This is a genomic window from Oerskovia douganii (assembly GCF_015142735.1).
Classification (GTDB): Bacteria; Actinomycetota; Actinomycetes; order Actinomycetales; family Cellulomonadaceae; genus Oerskovia; species Oerskovia douganii.
This window is the reverse complement of record NZ_JACSPN010000003.1, coordinates 1-15,318: the sequence shown is the minus strand read 5'-3', so window position 1 is coordinate 15,318 and position 15,318 is coordinate 1. Positions and strand designations below refer to the sequence as shown.

General features: G+C 71.4%; 8 protein-coding genes. All 8 read right to left on the bottom strand.

The window, feature by feature from the left end:
• On the bottom strand, window positions 1-975 hold the full coding sequence (locus H9623_RS03050) for an AAA family ATPase (protein WP_193718628.1): 975 nt from the start codon (window positions 973-975) through the stop codon (window positions 1-3).
• 18 nt (window positions 976-993) lie between these two features.
• Window positions 994-7,032, bottom strand: a complete 6,039-nt coding sequence (locus H9623_RS03045; protein WP_321575259.1) for an Ig-like domain-containing protein — start codon at window positions 7,030-7,032, stop codon at window positions 994-996.
• 393 nt (window positions 7,033-7,425) lie between these two features.
• Entirely contained in the window at window positions 7,426-8,448 is a 1,023-nt protein-coding gene (locus H9623_RS03040; protein WP_321575258.1) for a polyprenyl synthetase family protein, read from the bottom strand.
• A complete protein-coding gene (gene nuoN / locus H9623_RS03035) occupies window positions 8,445-10,250 on the bottom strand; it encodes an NADH-quinone oxidoreductase subunit NuoN (RefSeq protein WP_193718626.1) in 1,806 nt (601 codons plus the stop codon). Before nuoN ends, H9623_RS03040 begins: the two co-directional genes overlap by 4 nt.
• Window positions 10,247-11,812 (bottom strand): NADH-quinone oxidoreductase subunit M, encoded by a 1,566-nt coding sequence (locus H9623_RS03030; protein WP_193718625.1) that lies wholly within the window; start codon window positions 11,810-11,812, stop codon window positions 10,247-10,249. The genes nuoN and H9623_RS03030 overlap by 4 nt, the downstream gene beginning before the upstream one ends.
• A 7-nt stretch (window positions 11,813-11,819) precedes the next feature.
• A complete protein-coding gene (nuoL, locus tag H9623_RS03025; RefSeq protein WP_193718624.1) occupies window positions 11,820-13,889 on the bottom strand; it encodes an NADH-quinone oxidoreductase subunit L in 2,070 nt (689 codons plus the stop codon).
• A 10-nt stretch (window positions 13,890-13,899) separates the two neighbouring features.
• The gene (gene nuoK, locus H9623_RS03020) at window positions 13,900-14,199 is read right to left on the bottom strand and encodes an NADH-quinone oxidoreductase subunit NuoK (protein WP_138825647.1); all 300 of its coding nucleotides are present in this window, start codon (window positions 14,197-14,199) and stop codon (window positions 13,900-13,902) included.
• Window position 14,200: 1 nt separating this feature from the next.
• Window positions 14,201-15,178, bottom strand: a complete 978-nt coding sequence (locus tag H9623_RS03015) for an NADH-quinone oxidoreductase subunit J (protein WP_193718623.1) — start codon at window positions 15,176-15,178, stop codon at window positions 14,201-14,203.
• Window positions 15,179-15,318 lie beyond the last annotated feature (140 nt).

Genomic DNA, 15,318 nt, shown 5'->3' with positions numbered 1-15,318 from the left:
TCAGGCCGACCGGCGTTCCTGCGGTGCGGCGACGTCCGCGAGGACGCGCGCGAGGACGCCCTCGGCGGTCGCTCCCGCGAACTCGGCCTCGGGGTCGAGGACCAGTCGGTGCGCCCACGCGGGCTGAGCGAGCTCCTTGACGTCGTCCGGGAGCACGTAGTTGCGGCCGTGCGCTGCGGCCCACACCTTGGCGCACCGCACCAGGGCCAGCGCACCACGGACCGAGACGCCGACCCGGCTCTCGGCCGCGTTGCGCGTCTCCTCGGCGAGCCGGGAGACGTACTCGAGCACGGCACCGTCGACATGGACGCTCGCCGCGAGGTCGGCCATCTCCGCGACGGCCTGGGTCGTGATGAGGGCCTGCAGGGTCGAGCTGCGGTCGCGCACCGAGGCTCCCTGAAGGATCTCGACGGTCGCGGCGTGGTCCGGATAGCCCAGCGAGGTCTTCATGAGGAAGCGGTCGAGCTGGGCCTCGGGCAACCGGTACGTGCCGGCCTGCTCGATCGGGTTCTGGGTCGCGATGACCATGAACGGGCGGCCGACCGGGTGCGTCACGCCGTCGACCGTGATCTGCCCCTCCTCCATGACCTCGAGGAGCGCGGACTGGGTCTTGGGCGAGGCGCGGTTGATCTCGTCAGCAAGGACGATCGACGCGAAGATCGGCCCCTGGTGGAACTCGAACTTCGCCGTCTTCTGGTCGTAGATCGTCACCCCCGTCACGTCGGAGGGCAGCAGGTCCGGCGTGAACTGGATGCGGTTCTGCGTGCCCTGCACGCTCGCGGCGAGCGCCCGGGCCAACGACGTCTTGCCCGTGCCGGGCGCGTCCTCGAGCAGGATGTGTCCTTCGGAGAGCATGCAGGTGAGCACGAGGCGCACCACGCCGGCCTTGCCGAGCACGGCCTGGCCCACGTTGCTCACGAGTCGTTCGAAGGTCTGAGCGAACCAGGCGGCCTGCTCGGGGGTCATGGTGGTCATGTGTCCTAGTCCTCAGTCCTACCAACGCACGGCGTTGGATTGATAGCTCTGCCCGTTGATCGTGACCCACGCGGAATACCCTCTGTTGCCCGACCCGAGGTAGCAGTACAGCTGGACGCTGCCGCTGGTGGGGAAGCTGACCGTGCCCGTGGAGAAGCTCCCGTTCCCCGGCGAGTCGCTGTTGCACACGTAGGTCTGGTTGCCCGTGTCGACGAACTCCTGCGTGGTGACGACGAACTTGTAGCACGTGCCGTCGTTGCACCGGTTGTTGCTGACGTACTCGCCCTTGCTGACGGTCGCCTGCGGGTTGTACGTCGCTCCCGAGGCCGAGACCCATCCGGAGCAGCCGGCGGCGTTGCAGGCCCGAGCCTGCACCGTATAGCTCTTGCGGATGCCCCCACCGACGTCGACCCGTCCTGCGGAGGTCCCGCTCCCCGACTCGGAGCCGCTGAGCTGCCACTCCACGTGCCCGACGTTGCCCTGCCAGCTGCCGGGGTCACCGACCGCGAAGTACCCGTCGGTGCCCGACCCGTCCCTCGACCACGAGACGGTCGGAGCCGTCGGTGCCTCGTAGACGGGCACCTCGCCCGACGACGCGCTGGCGTCGGAGGTCCCGCCCTCGTTGGTCGCCGTGACCGTGAACGAGTACGACGACCCGGCGTTGAGACCCGTGAACGCGACCGAGGTGCCGGTCACGGTCTTCGAACCACCGCCACCGCTCGCCGTGACCGTGTAGCTGGTGACAGGGCTGCCGTTGTCGTCGGGCGGGTTCCACGCGACCTGGGGCACGCCCTGGGCGTCCGTGGCGCGGACGTCCGTGGGCGCCTCGGGCCGGGCGAACGGCGTCTGGGCGTTCGAGGCCGCGCTGGCTTCACCGACGCCGGCCTTGTTCTCCCCGGTGATCGTGAACGTGTACGACGCCGCGTTGTCCAGACCGGTCGCCCGGTGGCTCGTGCCGGCGACCTTGAGGGCCGAGCCGTCGGCGGCTCCACCCTTGAACCGCTGGACCCAGTAGGTCCCGGTGTCGTCACCGTTCCACTGCTCGGCCGAGAGCGCGCCCCACGTGACGTCGATGACGCCACCGTTGATCGCGGAGTCCGCCGAGCGCTGCGCGCGGGGTGCCGACGGCGCAGCAGGCTTGCCCGCAGGCACCATGCCGTCCGACCAGCCGCCGAACTCCGACGGGTCCGGCGCCAGGTTGACCGCCTGCACCCGGACCTTGTAGTCCACGCCGTTCTTCAGTCCGGTCCACACGTACTGGGTTCCCGTGACGTCCGTCTTCTGGACTGCTCCGCCCGGCGGGGCGGGGGAGATCTCGAGGTTGACGCTCTCGATCGCGGAGCGGTCCGTGTACGTCGCGTTGACCCACGTGATGGCCAACGACTGGTCGCCGAACGCGAGCGTCGGCGGTGCCGGGGGGTCGGGCTTCTCGTCGGGGCGAGCGTCGGCCGACGGCGGCGACGGGTCCGAGTCCCCGACCTCGTTGGTCGCGGTGACCGAGAAGTTGTAGGTGACGTTGTTCGTCAGACCGTCGAGCGTGCAGGTCGTGGTCGCGCACGCCTTCTCGTACCCGTCGGCCGAGCGGACCGTGTATCCCGTGATGTCCGCACCGTTGTTGACCGGAGGAGCCCACGACAGCACGACGGTCTTCGACCGCACCTCCTCCACCTGCGGGACGCTCGGGGTGTCGGGCCGACCCTGGACCGTGACCTGGATGCGGCCCTCGACCTGACGGTCGGGGTCTCCCGTCGCGTCCTGGACCCGGTAACGCACGACCATGACGCCCACGAACGACTCGTCGGGCGTCGCCACCACCCGGGCCCCCGAGACCGTCGCGGTCCCCGAGCCAGTCTCGACCGAGCTGCTCACGACCTCGAGCGGCGTCTCCGGGAACGGGTTCGAGTCGTTCGCGAGCACGTCGACCTCGACCGCCTTCCCCTGGTGGGCCTTGTCGACGGTGTCCTCGTTGGCCTTGGCCAGCGGACGGGTCGATGCCACGACCGTGACCGTGAGCACCCCCTCGACCGGCGGGTGCTCGCCGTCGGTCGCGGTGATCGGGACGGGAAGGACGGAACCCTTGGGTACCTCCGGGGTCGCCTGCACGGTCGCCGTGGTCCCACTGATCGCGACCGAGATCCCGGCCGGCACGCCGCCCGACACCTTGAAGGTCACCGGGTCGCCGTCGGGGTCCTCGACGAAGCGCGCGAGGTCGACGGCGCCCTCGTCGCCCGCCGCGACGTCGACGGCGGCCGCTGACAGCACAGGAGGGAGGTTCTTGGGGGCCCGGACCACGATCGGCAACGTCAGCAGCGCCTCGTGCCCGTCCGGGTCCTCGGGTCCGGAGCCGTCGGTCACCTCGAACGACAGGGCCGCGGAGCCCGCGTAGTCGACGCGGGGCGTGTAGGTCACGTTCGTGGCGTCGGTCACGGCGACCGTGCCCTCGAGCGCCGAGACCTTCGACTCGTCCGTCAGCCGCGGGGTACGCCCCTCGAGGACCAGGACGTAGTCGGTGATGTCCACCTGCAACGACTCCCCGGCGTACACCTCCAGCGGCGCGATCCCCGGCCGGAGCTGAGGGACCTGCTCGGTCAGGCCCGGGACCTTGACGAAGGCCTTGGAGGTCAGACCGTCGACGTCCGTCACGGTGTACGTGATGACCTGGCGCTCCTGCGTGAGAGCGATCGAGAGGACACCGTCCGCGCCGACGCGCACGCCCGGCGCGTCGGTCGTCACGGTGAGCTCGGTCGCGGCGCCGTCGGGGTCGTCGTCGTTGTCCAGGACCGGGACGTCGACGCTCGTCCTGCCGAGGATCGACCCCACCTGCACCGAGTCGTCACGGGCGACGGGCGAGAGCAGGGGCGCCTCCTGGTCGACCTTCACGGTGATCGAGGCCGCTGCCCGGGCTCCCGGTGCGTCCTCGATCCCGTAGTAGAACGAGGACGTGCCCGCCTCTGCGGGGCTCGTGAGGACCACGCGGTCGCCGACGACCTCCGCCTCGAACGAGTCGTCCGCCTCCAGCCCTGCGGGCCGCAGGGCGATCTGGTCGCCGTCGGGGTCGGTGTCGTTCGCGAGCGCCGCGACCGAGACCGTGCGTGCGGGACGCACGGTGACCGTGTCGTCCATCGCGACGGGCGGCTGGTTCTTCGCCGGGGGGCGGGAGATCCCGACCCTCACCGCGCCCGTGGCGATCTCGCCGCGCGCGTCCTGCACCGAGTACGAGAACGAGTCCGCGCCGGTCGCCCGGTCCGAGGCCGTGTAGACGATGTACCCGTCCTCGACCGTCGCGGTGCCCTTGGACGGCGACGACGCGATCCCGGTGAGCTGGACCGAGTCGCCGTCCGGGTCGATCCCGTCGAGCGGCACGGCCGTACGGACGCTCGCACCGGTCAGGACCCGCATCTCGACGGGCAGGGGGCGGGGCGCGGAGTTCTCCTCGCCGTCACGGATGTGGATCGTGACCTGCGCCGAGTCCTCCTGGCCGTTCTTGTCCCGGACACGGTAGATCGCGTAGGCCGTCCCGGGCTTCGAGCCGGCCTTGGGCCGGACGTTCCCCTCCGAGACGAAGAGCTCGCCCTGCTCCGGGTCGATGCCCTGCTCGAACTCGTCCTGGAGGAACAGCTCGAGCCCGTCGGGGTGCGTGTCGTTCCTCAGGACGGGGATCGTCACCACGTCGCCGACCCGGACGGTCGCCTCGTCGGGCGCGGCGTTCGGCGGCTGCAGCTTGACCGGGGCGGGGACCGGGATGACCCGGACCTGTCCGACCGTGGTCTGGGTGCCGTTCGAGACCTTGTACTCGATGGTCACGGGGGCGTCGAGGCGACGGATCTCGGTGATACGGAGCATCTGGTGGGCGAGCACCGCGACGGAGACGCCGGCGTCGTCGGGCACCGTGACCGACTGGACGACGAGGACACCACCCGCAGGGTCCGTGTCGTTGGCCAGCACGTCGACGAGCGCGCTGCCTCCCGAGGGGAGCAGTGCCGTGTCGGAGACCACGATCGGCGCGCCCTCGGCGGCCGAGGCCGGCAGGACGTCGACGCGGACCAGGCCTGTCGTGGCGTTCGGACCGTCCGAGACCTGGTACGTCAGGTCGTACGAACGCGGCTCGTTGGAGAAGAACTGGAACGTGCCCGCGTCGTAGTTCGGCGTGATCTGGGCGGGGGCGGACTCGGCGACCGTGGTCAGTCGCAGCTCGTCGCCGTTGGCGTCGTAGTCGTTGTGCAGCGGCTCGACGGTGACCGGCTGCCCCGCGGGCACCACGACGTGGTCCGCGACCGCGACCGGGGGCAGCTGGCCCGCACCGGACACGTCGACGTGGAGGACGCCCTCGTAGATCTCGCCCTGCCCGTCGGCCACCATGACCTTGACGGTCTTGCGGCCCGTCGACGTGCCGCCGTCCCGGAACTCGACCGTCCCGTCGGGGCGGGTCCGCACGTCGTCCCCGGCCGACGTGGCCGAGGCCGCCGCGAGGTAGAGGTCGTCCCCGTCCGGGTCACGGAAGTACGGGAGCACCTTGATCTGGGCCGACCTGCCCTGCTCGACGACGAGGACCGGCTCTCCGGTCTGCACGGGCGCGGCGTTCTCGCCCCAGGGCGAGACCTGCAGCTGCACGCCGGCCTCCGCCGTGCCGCCTCGACCGTCGCTCACCGAGTACCGGAACGACGACCGGCCCTTCACCGCGTCGGCAGGCACCACGGCCTGGAGGGCCGCACCACCGAGGACGGACTGGACCTCGGCGTTGCCCGGCCCCCTGCCGGCCAGCGTCGCCGTCATGACGTCCCCGTCGGGGTCCACGTCGTTCCCGAGCACGGGCAGGAGCGTGGTCCGACCGGGACGCATCCCGAACACGTCGTCCTGAGGCTGCGGGGGCTGGTTGGGCTGGGTGCGGTCGAGGACGAACTGGTCGACCTGCTCGGGCGTCGTGAGCTCGGCGTCCGACTCCTCGCCCTCCGACTGCTCGGGCAGGACGAGCTCCCAGTCGTCGACCTTCTCGTACTCGTCCGCAGCCATCCACAGCGTCCCTGCCGACAGGTCGTTGAGGACGATGGCCTTGCGGTTGACCCGGTACTCGAGCCGGTTCTGCGGGTCCACCCCGTCGAGGCGGCGGTCGACGTCGTTGTCGGTCCCCTCGCAGTCGCGGATCACCTGGCCGGTCTGCGACCACGCGCCGTACGTGCACCCACCCAGCTGCACGGGCGGCGACGGCGTCCCGGACGCCGCACGGGTCACCGCGTCGCCGCCGCCCAGGGGTTGGAGGACGAGTCCCGAGGACGTCGCGACGGCGACGTCGGCCGTCGCCGCGCCGGGCTGCTGGAGCCGCGCGGCAGACCCGTCGGCGAGCGGCACGCTCTTGCCTCCCGGCAGGACGAGGCGGGACGCCGTCCGGTCGAGCACGACCACGTCGGCACCGACCGTCGTGATCTCGACGTCGTCGCCGTCGTCGATCGGCAGGTCCGTGGTCGTGACCCCCTGGACCTCGCCGCCCGCCGAGGTGGCGACCTTGGTCAGCCTGCCGGTCGTGGGGACTGCGACGTACGTCGTCCCGTCCTGAGCCACCTGGAGCGCGCCGTCGTCACCGACCTCCGCGGTGGGTTCCGTGGACTCGGGGTCGAAGCCCTGCGCGCTCGAGAACGGCATGACCCACAGGAGGCCTTCCTCGCCGTCGAGGATCGCGACGGTCGAGCCGCCCATCGCGACCGTCGCTCCCACGGGCGGGCGCACGGAGCCGTCCAGCTTGAGCCGTGCCACGTCGACCGGGCTGGCCGATCCCGAACCGTCGTCGACGAGGAGGACCCGTCCCGCGCTCTGTCGGACGTCGAACGAGGCAGATCCCGCGAGCAGCGACCCGTCGAGCGCCTGGGACTCCGAGTTGAACCGTCCCAGCACGCCGCCCGAGGTCCGCGTGACCCACACGCCGGAGTCGTTGAGCTCGACGTCGGCGGTCGCCTGGCCGTCGTACGTGATCGCGAACGCCACCAGTGCGGTCGAGAAGATCGACACGGTGCTCACCGATGCGATCGCACGCCGCTTGCCGTGGAGCCGGGAAAGGAAGGTCACTGATCCTCCGTGGATGCGGGTGGTGCCACCGGCGTCCCGGGCCCGACCTGAGCGGGCCCCTCTCCCGTAGCGGGTAGAAGGATAGCGGCAGGTGAGCACAGCCTTGTCATCCACCAGATGGGGAGACCTCCCCATGGTGTTACTGACAGTAGTGTCGGCGGGCGTCCCCGCAGGCCGCAGCGGTGCAGTGTGCGTCCGGAGAGCCGGGGGCGAACCGGGGAGGGGTCCACGGGGCGAGACGCCGGGCGGACGAGCCCGGACGACCCGTCGAGGCTCGGGGCCCTGGTCACACCTGCCCGACAGGGCGGCCGGTCGGACCCCAGGCCGCTGACGAGAGCGGGGCGGCGCCGGAGCCCGCGGGCCCGGCACCGCCCCGCAGCGCGTGGAGCAGGCTCAGGCCGCGCGGTCCGCCAGCGCCTGGGCGAACGAGACGAGCGCCTCCTTGACCGGTCCTGCCGGGAGGGGCTCGAGCTCGGCGATCGCCGCCTGCGCCCACCCGACGGCGAGCGCCCGGGTCTCGCCCAGGACCTGGTGCGCGCGGAGCGCCGAGACCGCGGACGCGAGCTCCTCGTCCCCCGACAGGTCGGAGTCGAGCAGGTCGACGAGCTCCGCGTCGGCCGCGGTGCCCGTTCCCGCCGCGACCCGGGCGCGCAGCAGCAGGGCCGGCATGGTCGGCACCTTCTCCCGCAGGTCCGTGCCCGGCGTCTTGCCGGACTCGGCCCCCGAGGACGCGAGGTCGAGCACGTCGTCGGCGAGCTGGAACGCGACGCCCAGCTTCTCGCCGTACTCCGCGACGACCTCGACCACCGACGCGTCGCAGCCGCCGAACATGGCGCCGAGGCGGGCCGACGTCGCGAGCAGCGACGCGGTCTTGTCCGCGAGGACGCCCAGGTAGTGCTCGACGGGGTCGTCGGACCCCGAGGGGCCCGTCGTCTCGTGGAGCTGGCCCAGGCACAGCCGCTCGAAGGTCCGCGCCTGGATGAGCACGGCCTCCGGTCCCAGCGCGGCGACCGTCGACGCCGCGCGGGCGAACAGCAGGTCGCCGATGAGGATCGCGACGGAGTTGCCCCACACGGCGTGCGCCGACGGAGCCCCGCGCCGCACGGGCGCCGAGTCCATGACGTCGTCGTGGTAGAGCGAGGCCAGGTGGGTGAGCTCGACGACGACCGCCGCCTCCACCACCTCGGGCCGGTCGCCGTCGCCCAGCTCCGCGCACAGCAGTGCGAGGAGAGGACGCAGGCGCTTGCCGCCGGCGTTCACGAGGTGGCGGGACGCGGAGTCCGCGAGCCCGTCGGACTGCGCGACGGCGTCGCTCAACCTCGCCTCGACAGTCGTGAGGCGTGCGGTGAGCGTCGCGGCGAGCTCCGGATCGGTCAGGGGGATCGCCGTCGTGGAGACGGGTGGCACAGTGGTCACGGTCTGAACTTAGCCGCCTCGAAGGCAAGATCGAGAACCGAGGAGGGCAAAACGCCGAGAAGGATGACGCCGATCACACAGATCGCGATGGCGACCGTGGTGAATCCCTCCGACCTCACGACCGTGACCCGGCTCGTGAGCGCCGCGACCGGGCTCGTCCCGCCACCCGTCGACGACGCACCGTCGGGCGCCGTCCCCGGGCCGCCCGCAGCCTGCGGCGTGGGCGTGGGCGTGGGCGTGGGCGTGAAGAACATCAGCACGATGATGCGCACGTAGAAGAAGACCGCGACGGCCGAGGCCAGCACGCCGATCAGCGCCAGCGGCCAGGCCCCCACCGCGACCGCCGACTGGAACGCGGTGAACTTCGCGATGAAGCCGGCCGTGAGCGGGATCCCGGCCATCGAGAGGAGGAAGAGCGCGAACGCCCCCGCGAGCCACGGGCTGCGCCTGCCGAGCCCGGCCCACTCGCTGAGGTGCGTGGCCTCGCCGAGGACCGCTCCGGCGTCGGGCACGTCCGACCCGGCGGACGCCGCCGTGCCGGAGGTCCCCGCGCCTGCCCCGGCGCCCACCGTGGCGAGGTCCGCCTCCGCGGGGACCACGACCGGCTGCGGTGCGCGCTCCCGCACGAGCGTCACGACCGCGAACGCGCCGATCGTCGCCAGGCCGTACGCGAGCAGGTAGAACAGCAGCGCCCGGACGCCGAACCCGCTCAGCTCGCCGAAGCCGACGAGGGCCACGATCAGGAAGCCCGCGTGCGCGATCGAGGAGTACGCGAGCAGGCGCTTCATGTCCGTCTGGACGACGCCGATCACGGTCCCGACGACCATCGTCAGGATCGCGACGACCCACAGCGCGACCACGAGCTTCTCCTGGAGGTCGGGCGGCAGGGCCTGCCCGACGACGTACAGCACCCTCAGGAGCGCCCCGAAGGCCGCCGCCTTGGTGCAGGCCGCCATGAAGCCCGTGATGGGCGTGGGGGCCCCCTGGTAGACGTCAGGGGTCCACGAGTGGAAGGGCGCCGCCCCCACCTTGAACAGCAGCCCGGTGAGCACCATCACGAGGCCGAGCAGCACGAGGCTCGTCATGCCGTCGAGGCCCGTGCCCCCCAGCAGCGCGCCGCGGACCTCCGCGAGCTGCACCGAGCCCGCGAAGCCGTAGACGAGCGCGACCCCGAAGATGAAGATCGCGGACGCGAACGCCCCCAGCAGGAAGTACTTGAACGAGGCCTCCTGCGACAGGAGCCGACGGCGGCGCGCGAGCGCCGTGAGCACGTACAGCGGGAGCGAGAGCACCTCGAGCGCGACGAACATCGTGAGCAGGTCGCCCGTCGCCGGGAAGATCATCATGCCGCCGACCGCGAAGAGCACGAGCGGGTAGACCTCGGTCTGCTCCAGGCCGCGGCGCCGGGCCAGGTCCTCGTACGCCGAGCCGGGCACGGCGGCCCCCGTGGGGGCGAACGCGTCCTGCTTGGTCGAGGTGCGGTCCGCGACCACGAGCGTCGCGAGGAGCGCGAGGACCACCACGATGCCCTGCACCGCGAGGCCGAACGGGTCGACGACGAGCGCACCGCCCAGGACCCGCACGCCGTTGCGCTCGAGCACGTCGGGCCACAGCAGGACGATCGACGTGAGCGCCCCGGCCAGGGCGCCGAGCGCCAGCACGAGCTGCACCGCCCGGCGCGCCCGGTCCGGCACGAAGGCCTCGACGAGCACGCCGACCACGCCGGCGACCAGGACGACGATCACCGGGACCAGGTAGGCCCACTCGATCGTGGGGGCCACGAAGGCGGCTGCGGGGGTCACGAGTCGCTCCCTTCAACGCTGAGGAGATCGGGGGTGGTGGCCGGGTCCTCGAGCCCCACGGCCGTCATGGTCGCCTGCGCGGGCTCGCGCACGAGGTCCAGCGCGGGAGCCGGGTAGAAGCCCAGGGCCAGCAGAGCGACGATCAGCGGCGCGACGACCCACTTCTCGCGCGCCCCGAGGTCCGGGGTACCCACGAGGTCGTGCGGGGCCTTGCCCGTGAAGACCTTCTGGTAGGTCAGCAGGACGTACAGGGCCGCGAGGACCACGCCGAGGACGGCCACGAGAGCGGCCGGGTGGCTCCGGGAGAACGTCCCGACGAGCACCATGATCTCGGACACGAAGGTCGAGAGCCCGGGCAGCGACAGGGCCGAGAGACCCGCCACGAGGAACGTCCCCGCGAGGACCGGCGTGACCCGCTGGAGCCCGCCGTAGTCCGCGAGCCGGCGCGAGCGCGTCGGGTGCCGCGCGACCAGGAACCCGGCGAGCAGGAACAACGCACCCGTCGAGATCCCGTGGTTGAACATGTAGAACGACGCCCCGGACACGCTCAGCGACGTGAACGAGAAGATCCCGAGGACGATGAACCCGAAGTGCGACACCGACGTGTACGCGATGAGCCGCATGATGTCGCTCTGGCCGATCGCCATGAGCGCGCCGTAGAGGATCGACACCACCGCGAGCACCACGACGACGGGCGCCGCCCACTGGCTCGCGTGCGGGAACAGCGGCAGGCACAGCGTCAGCATCCCGAACGTCCCCACCTTGTCCAGGACGCCCACGAGCAGCGTCGAGGTGCCCGCAGGGGCGTGCTCGGCGGCGTCGGGCAACCAGGTGTGGACGGGGAAGAGGGGCGCCTTGATCGCGAAGGCCAGGAAGAAGCCCAGGAACAGCAGGCGCTCCACGCTGACCGGCAGCGGGTTCGCCGCGAAGTGGTCCACCAGGTTCTGGGTCAGGAAGCCCTGCTCGCCCCCCGGACCGTTGAGGTACAGCGCGATCACGGCGACGAGCATGACGAGCCCGCCCGCGAGCGAGAAGAGCAGGAACTTCACGGCCGCGTACCGCCGCTGGGCGCCACCCCCGAAGCCGCCGATCATGAAGTAGACCGGGATCAGCATGGCCTCGAAGAGCACGTAGAAGAAGAACACGTCGCGGGCCACGAAGACCGCGACCATGAACGCCTCCAGGAGCAGCACGAGCCCCAGGTAGTGGCGGAGCTTGGCGAGGTCGCCGTCCTGCTCGCGCCACGCGGCCAGGATCACGAGCGGGACCAGCAGGACGGACAGCCCGACCAGCAGGAGCGCGACGCCGTCGGCCCCCACCGCGTAGCTCACGCCGAGCTGCGGGATCCAGGCGTGCGTCTCGGTCAGCTGGACCGTGCCCGCGTCGGACGTGTCGAACGCGCTGATCGCCAGGCCCAGCAGCACCAGCTCGGCGAGCCCGAACACCACGGCCACGGTCCGCAGGTGCTTGCGCGCGGACGTCGCGCCCAGGCCCCAGACGGCCGCCGCACCGACGAGCGGCAGGGCGATCAGGAGCGTCAGCCAGGGAATCTCGGTGGTCATCGTTCCCTCAGCTCCCTGTTCCGGTGGTCACGGCGAGGACCACCGCGACGATCACGATCAGACCGGCGAGCATCGTCGCCGCGTACGACCTGACGAATCCGTTCTGCATGCCGCGCAACTTCTCCCCCGTCGCTCCGACGAGACCGGCCAGACCCATCCAGCCGCCGTCGACCATCTGCCGGTCCCCGTAGACGAGGGACCGCGTGAGGTACTGCCCGGGCCGCATGAACACGGCCTCGTTGACCTGGTCCTGGTACAGGTCCTTGCGTGCTGCCCGCGTGAGGACCGAGCCGCGCGGCGGGACGATCGGCACGCGGGAGACCGCGAACTGGCGCCAGGCCAGCAGCACGCCCAGCAGGACGAGCACCAGGGTCAGCGTGACGAGGGCCCACACCGGGAGCACCGGGTCGGCGTGCTCGACGTGCCCCGTGACGGGCGAGAGCCAGTCGACGAACCCGTTGCCGAACGCCAGGAGGCCACCGAGGGCCACCGACCCGACCGCGAGGACGACCATGGGGGCCGTCATGAGCAGGGGGGACTCGTGCGGGTGCTGCACGGGTCCGTCGGTCGAGAGCGGCCCCGTGGGGCTCCCTGACCCGTCGTTCCAGCGCTTGTGCCCGTGGAAGGTCATGAAGAACAGGCGCGACATGTAGAACGCCGTGATCCCTGCCCCCAGCAGCGCGACGCCGCCGAAGACCCAAGCGCGCCACTCCTGCCCGTCGATCGGCACGAACGCCGCCTCGATGATCTTGTCCTTCGACCAGAACCCGGAGAACGGCGGGATGCCCAGGATCGCGAGCCAGCCGAGGCCGAACGTGATCCACGTGACCTTCATGTACCGCGACAGCGCACCGAAGCGCCGCATGTCGACCCCGTCGTTCATGCCGTGCATGACCGAGCCCGCCCCGAGGAACATCCCGGCCTTGAAGAAGCCGTGCGTCACGAGGTGGAAGATCGCGAACGCGTACCCGATCGGCCCCAGGCCCGCCGCGAGGATCATGTAGCCGATCTGCGACATGGTCGAGGCCGCCAGCGCCTTCTTGATGTCGTCCTTGGCGCAGCCGATGATCGCCCCGAACAGGAGCGTGACCGCACCGACGACGACCACGACGAGCTGCGCCGTCGGGGCCCCCTCGTAGATGGGCGCCGAGCGGACCACCAGGTAGACGCCCGCGGTGACCATCGTGGCCGCGTGGATCAGGGCCGAGACGGGCGTGGGGCCGGCCATGGCGTCACCGAGCCACGCCTGGAGCGGGAACTGCGCCGACTTGCCGCACGCGGCGACCAGGAGCGCCAGACCGATCGCGGTCAGCAGGGCGGTGCCCGCCTCCGGCGCGTCGGCGAAGACCGTCGCGAAGTCGACCGCGCCGAAGCCCGCGAACATGAGCATGAGCGCCACGATCAGCCCGAGGTCGCCCACGCGGTTCATGATGAACGCCTTCTTGGCGGCCACCGCGTTCTCCCGCTCGTGGTTCCAGAACCCGATGAGCAGGTAGGACGCCAGGCCCACGCCCTCCCAGCCGACGAAGAGCACCAGGTACGAGTCCGCGAGGACCAGGACCAGCATGGCCGCGACGAACAGGTTCAGGTACGCGAAGAACCGCCGCCTGTCCTTGTCGTGCTCCATGTACGCGACCGCGTACACGTGGATGAGCGTGCCGACGAACGTCACCAGCAGCACGAACGTCACGGACAGCGGGTCGAGCCGCAGGCCCACGCCCACGTCGAGCCCGCCGGCCGCGATCCAGTCGAAGAGCCGGTGGTCGACCACCCGCTCGTCCGGCGGCAGGCTCAGCATCGAGAGGAACACGACGAGCGCGACCACGAACGACGCCGCGGACATGAGCACCCCGAACCACGCGCCCCAGCGGTCGCTGCGCCGCCCCACGAGGAGCAGGACCGCGGCCCCCAGCAGGGGCAGCAGGATCAGCAGCGGGGCCAGCAGGAACGGCCCGGGAACGACGGTCGTGGCAGGGACGACCTCCTGTGCCGACAGCGCGGCCGGCAGTGTCGCCGGCAGCAGCGCGCCGAGCTCACCGACGTGCGCGAGGGCAGGAAGCAGAGTCACCGTTGGCATGCCTGCCCTCTCAGTTCTTCAGCAGGTTGACGTCGTCGACCGAGGCCGAGCGGCGGGTACGGAAGATGGCCACGATGATCGCGAGACCCACGACGACCTCGGCCGCGGCCACCACCATCACGAAGAAGGCGATGACCTGGCCGTGCAGGTCGCCGTGCATGCGGGCGAACGTCACGAACGTCAGGTTCGTGGCGTTGAGCATGAGCTCGATGCCCATGAAGACGATGATCGCGTTGCGTCGCAGCAGCACGGTCGTGGCGCCGATCGCGAAGAGGATCGCGGCGAGGACCAGGTAGTTGGTCAGCTCCATGTCAGCTCTCCTTCCCGTGCTCGGTCGTCGGTCCGGCGGGACCTGCCGACTCCGCGGCGCCGACCGACCTGTCCGGTCCGGTCGAGCGGGCGGTCGTGTCGGTCGGGAACGCTCCCTGCTCGGGCGCGGGTGTCGTGGCCTGCCCCGAGAGGTCCGCGGCGACCTCCTCGTCGGTGGGCGCCGAGAGCTCGGGGAACCGCCTGCTCGTCAGCTCGGGCTCGTGCTCGAGGAGCACGGCCCGCTCCGTGGCGAGGATGCGGCCCGCGGACCGCTCCTGGCCCCGGATGCGCAGGATGCGCGAGACCGAGTGCTCGATGGGCCGCCCCTGCGGGTCGAGCGCGGGGGTGTCCATGGCGTTGTTCTGCGCGTAGACGCCCGGCGCCGGGAGGGGCGTGAGGAGGCCGCCCTCGGCGAGCGCGGCGACCTTGGCGTCGGAGATCTGCCGCTGCCCCACGCGCGGGACCAGCCGGCGGCGGTGCGTCAGGACCAGGGCCGCGATGGCTGCGGTCACGAGCAGGATGCCGACGACCTCGAGCGCGAACACGTAGTCGGCGAACAGGATGCGGGCGAGCGCGACGGGGTTGCTCTCGGCGTTGGCCGCGGTCAGTCCCACCGAGGGCGGGAACGTCGACTGCGCGATCACCCCGACGAGCACCGAGACGAGGCCCAGGCCCAGCAGCCACCCGATGATGCGCTGGCCGCGGATGGTCTCGACGAGCGAGTCCGAGGCGTCGACGCCCACGAGCATGAGCACGAACAGGAACAGCATCATCACGGCGCCCGTGTAGACCACGATCTGCACGACGCCCAGGAACGCCGCCTCCTGCGCGATGTAGAGGATCGCGAGGCTGATCATGACGAACACGACGCAAACCGCTGCGTGCACGGCCTTGCGGGCGAACAGCAGGCCGAGCGCGGCCAGGACCATGAGGGGGGCGAGGACCCAGAACAGGACGGTCTCTCCCCCGCTGACGGTCACCGGACCACCTTGCGGACCTCGGGGCGCCGCGCGGTCGCGGGGTCCTCGACGGGCGGGAGGGTCGGGTCGTCGGGCCGGTGCTCGCGCACCCAGTCGATCTGCTCGGGCACGGGCCCGGTCACCTCTCCCCGGTAGTAGTC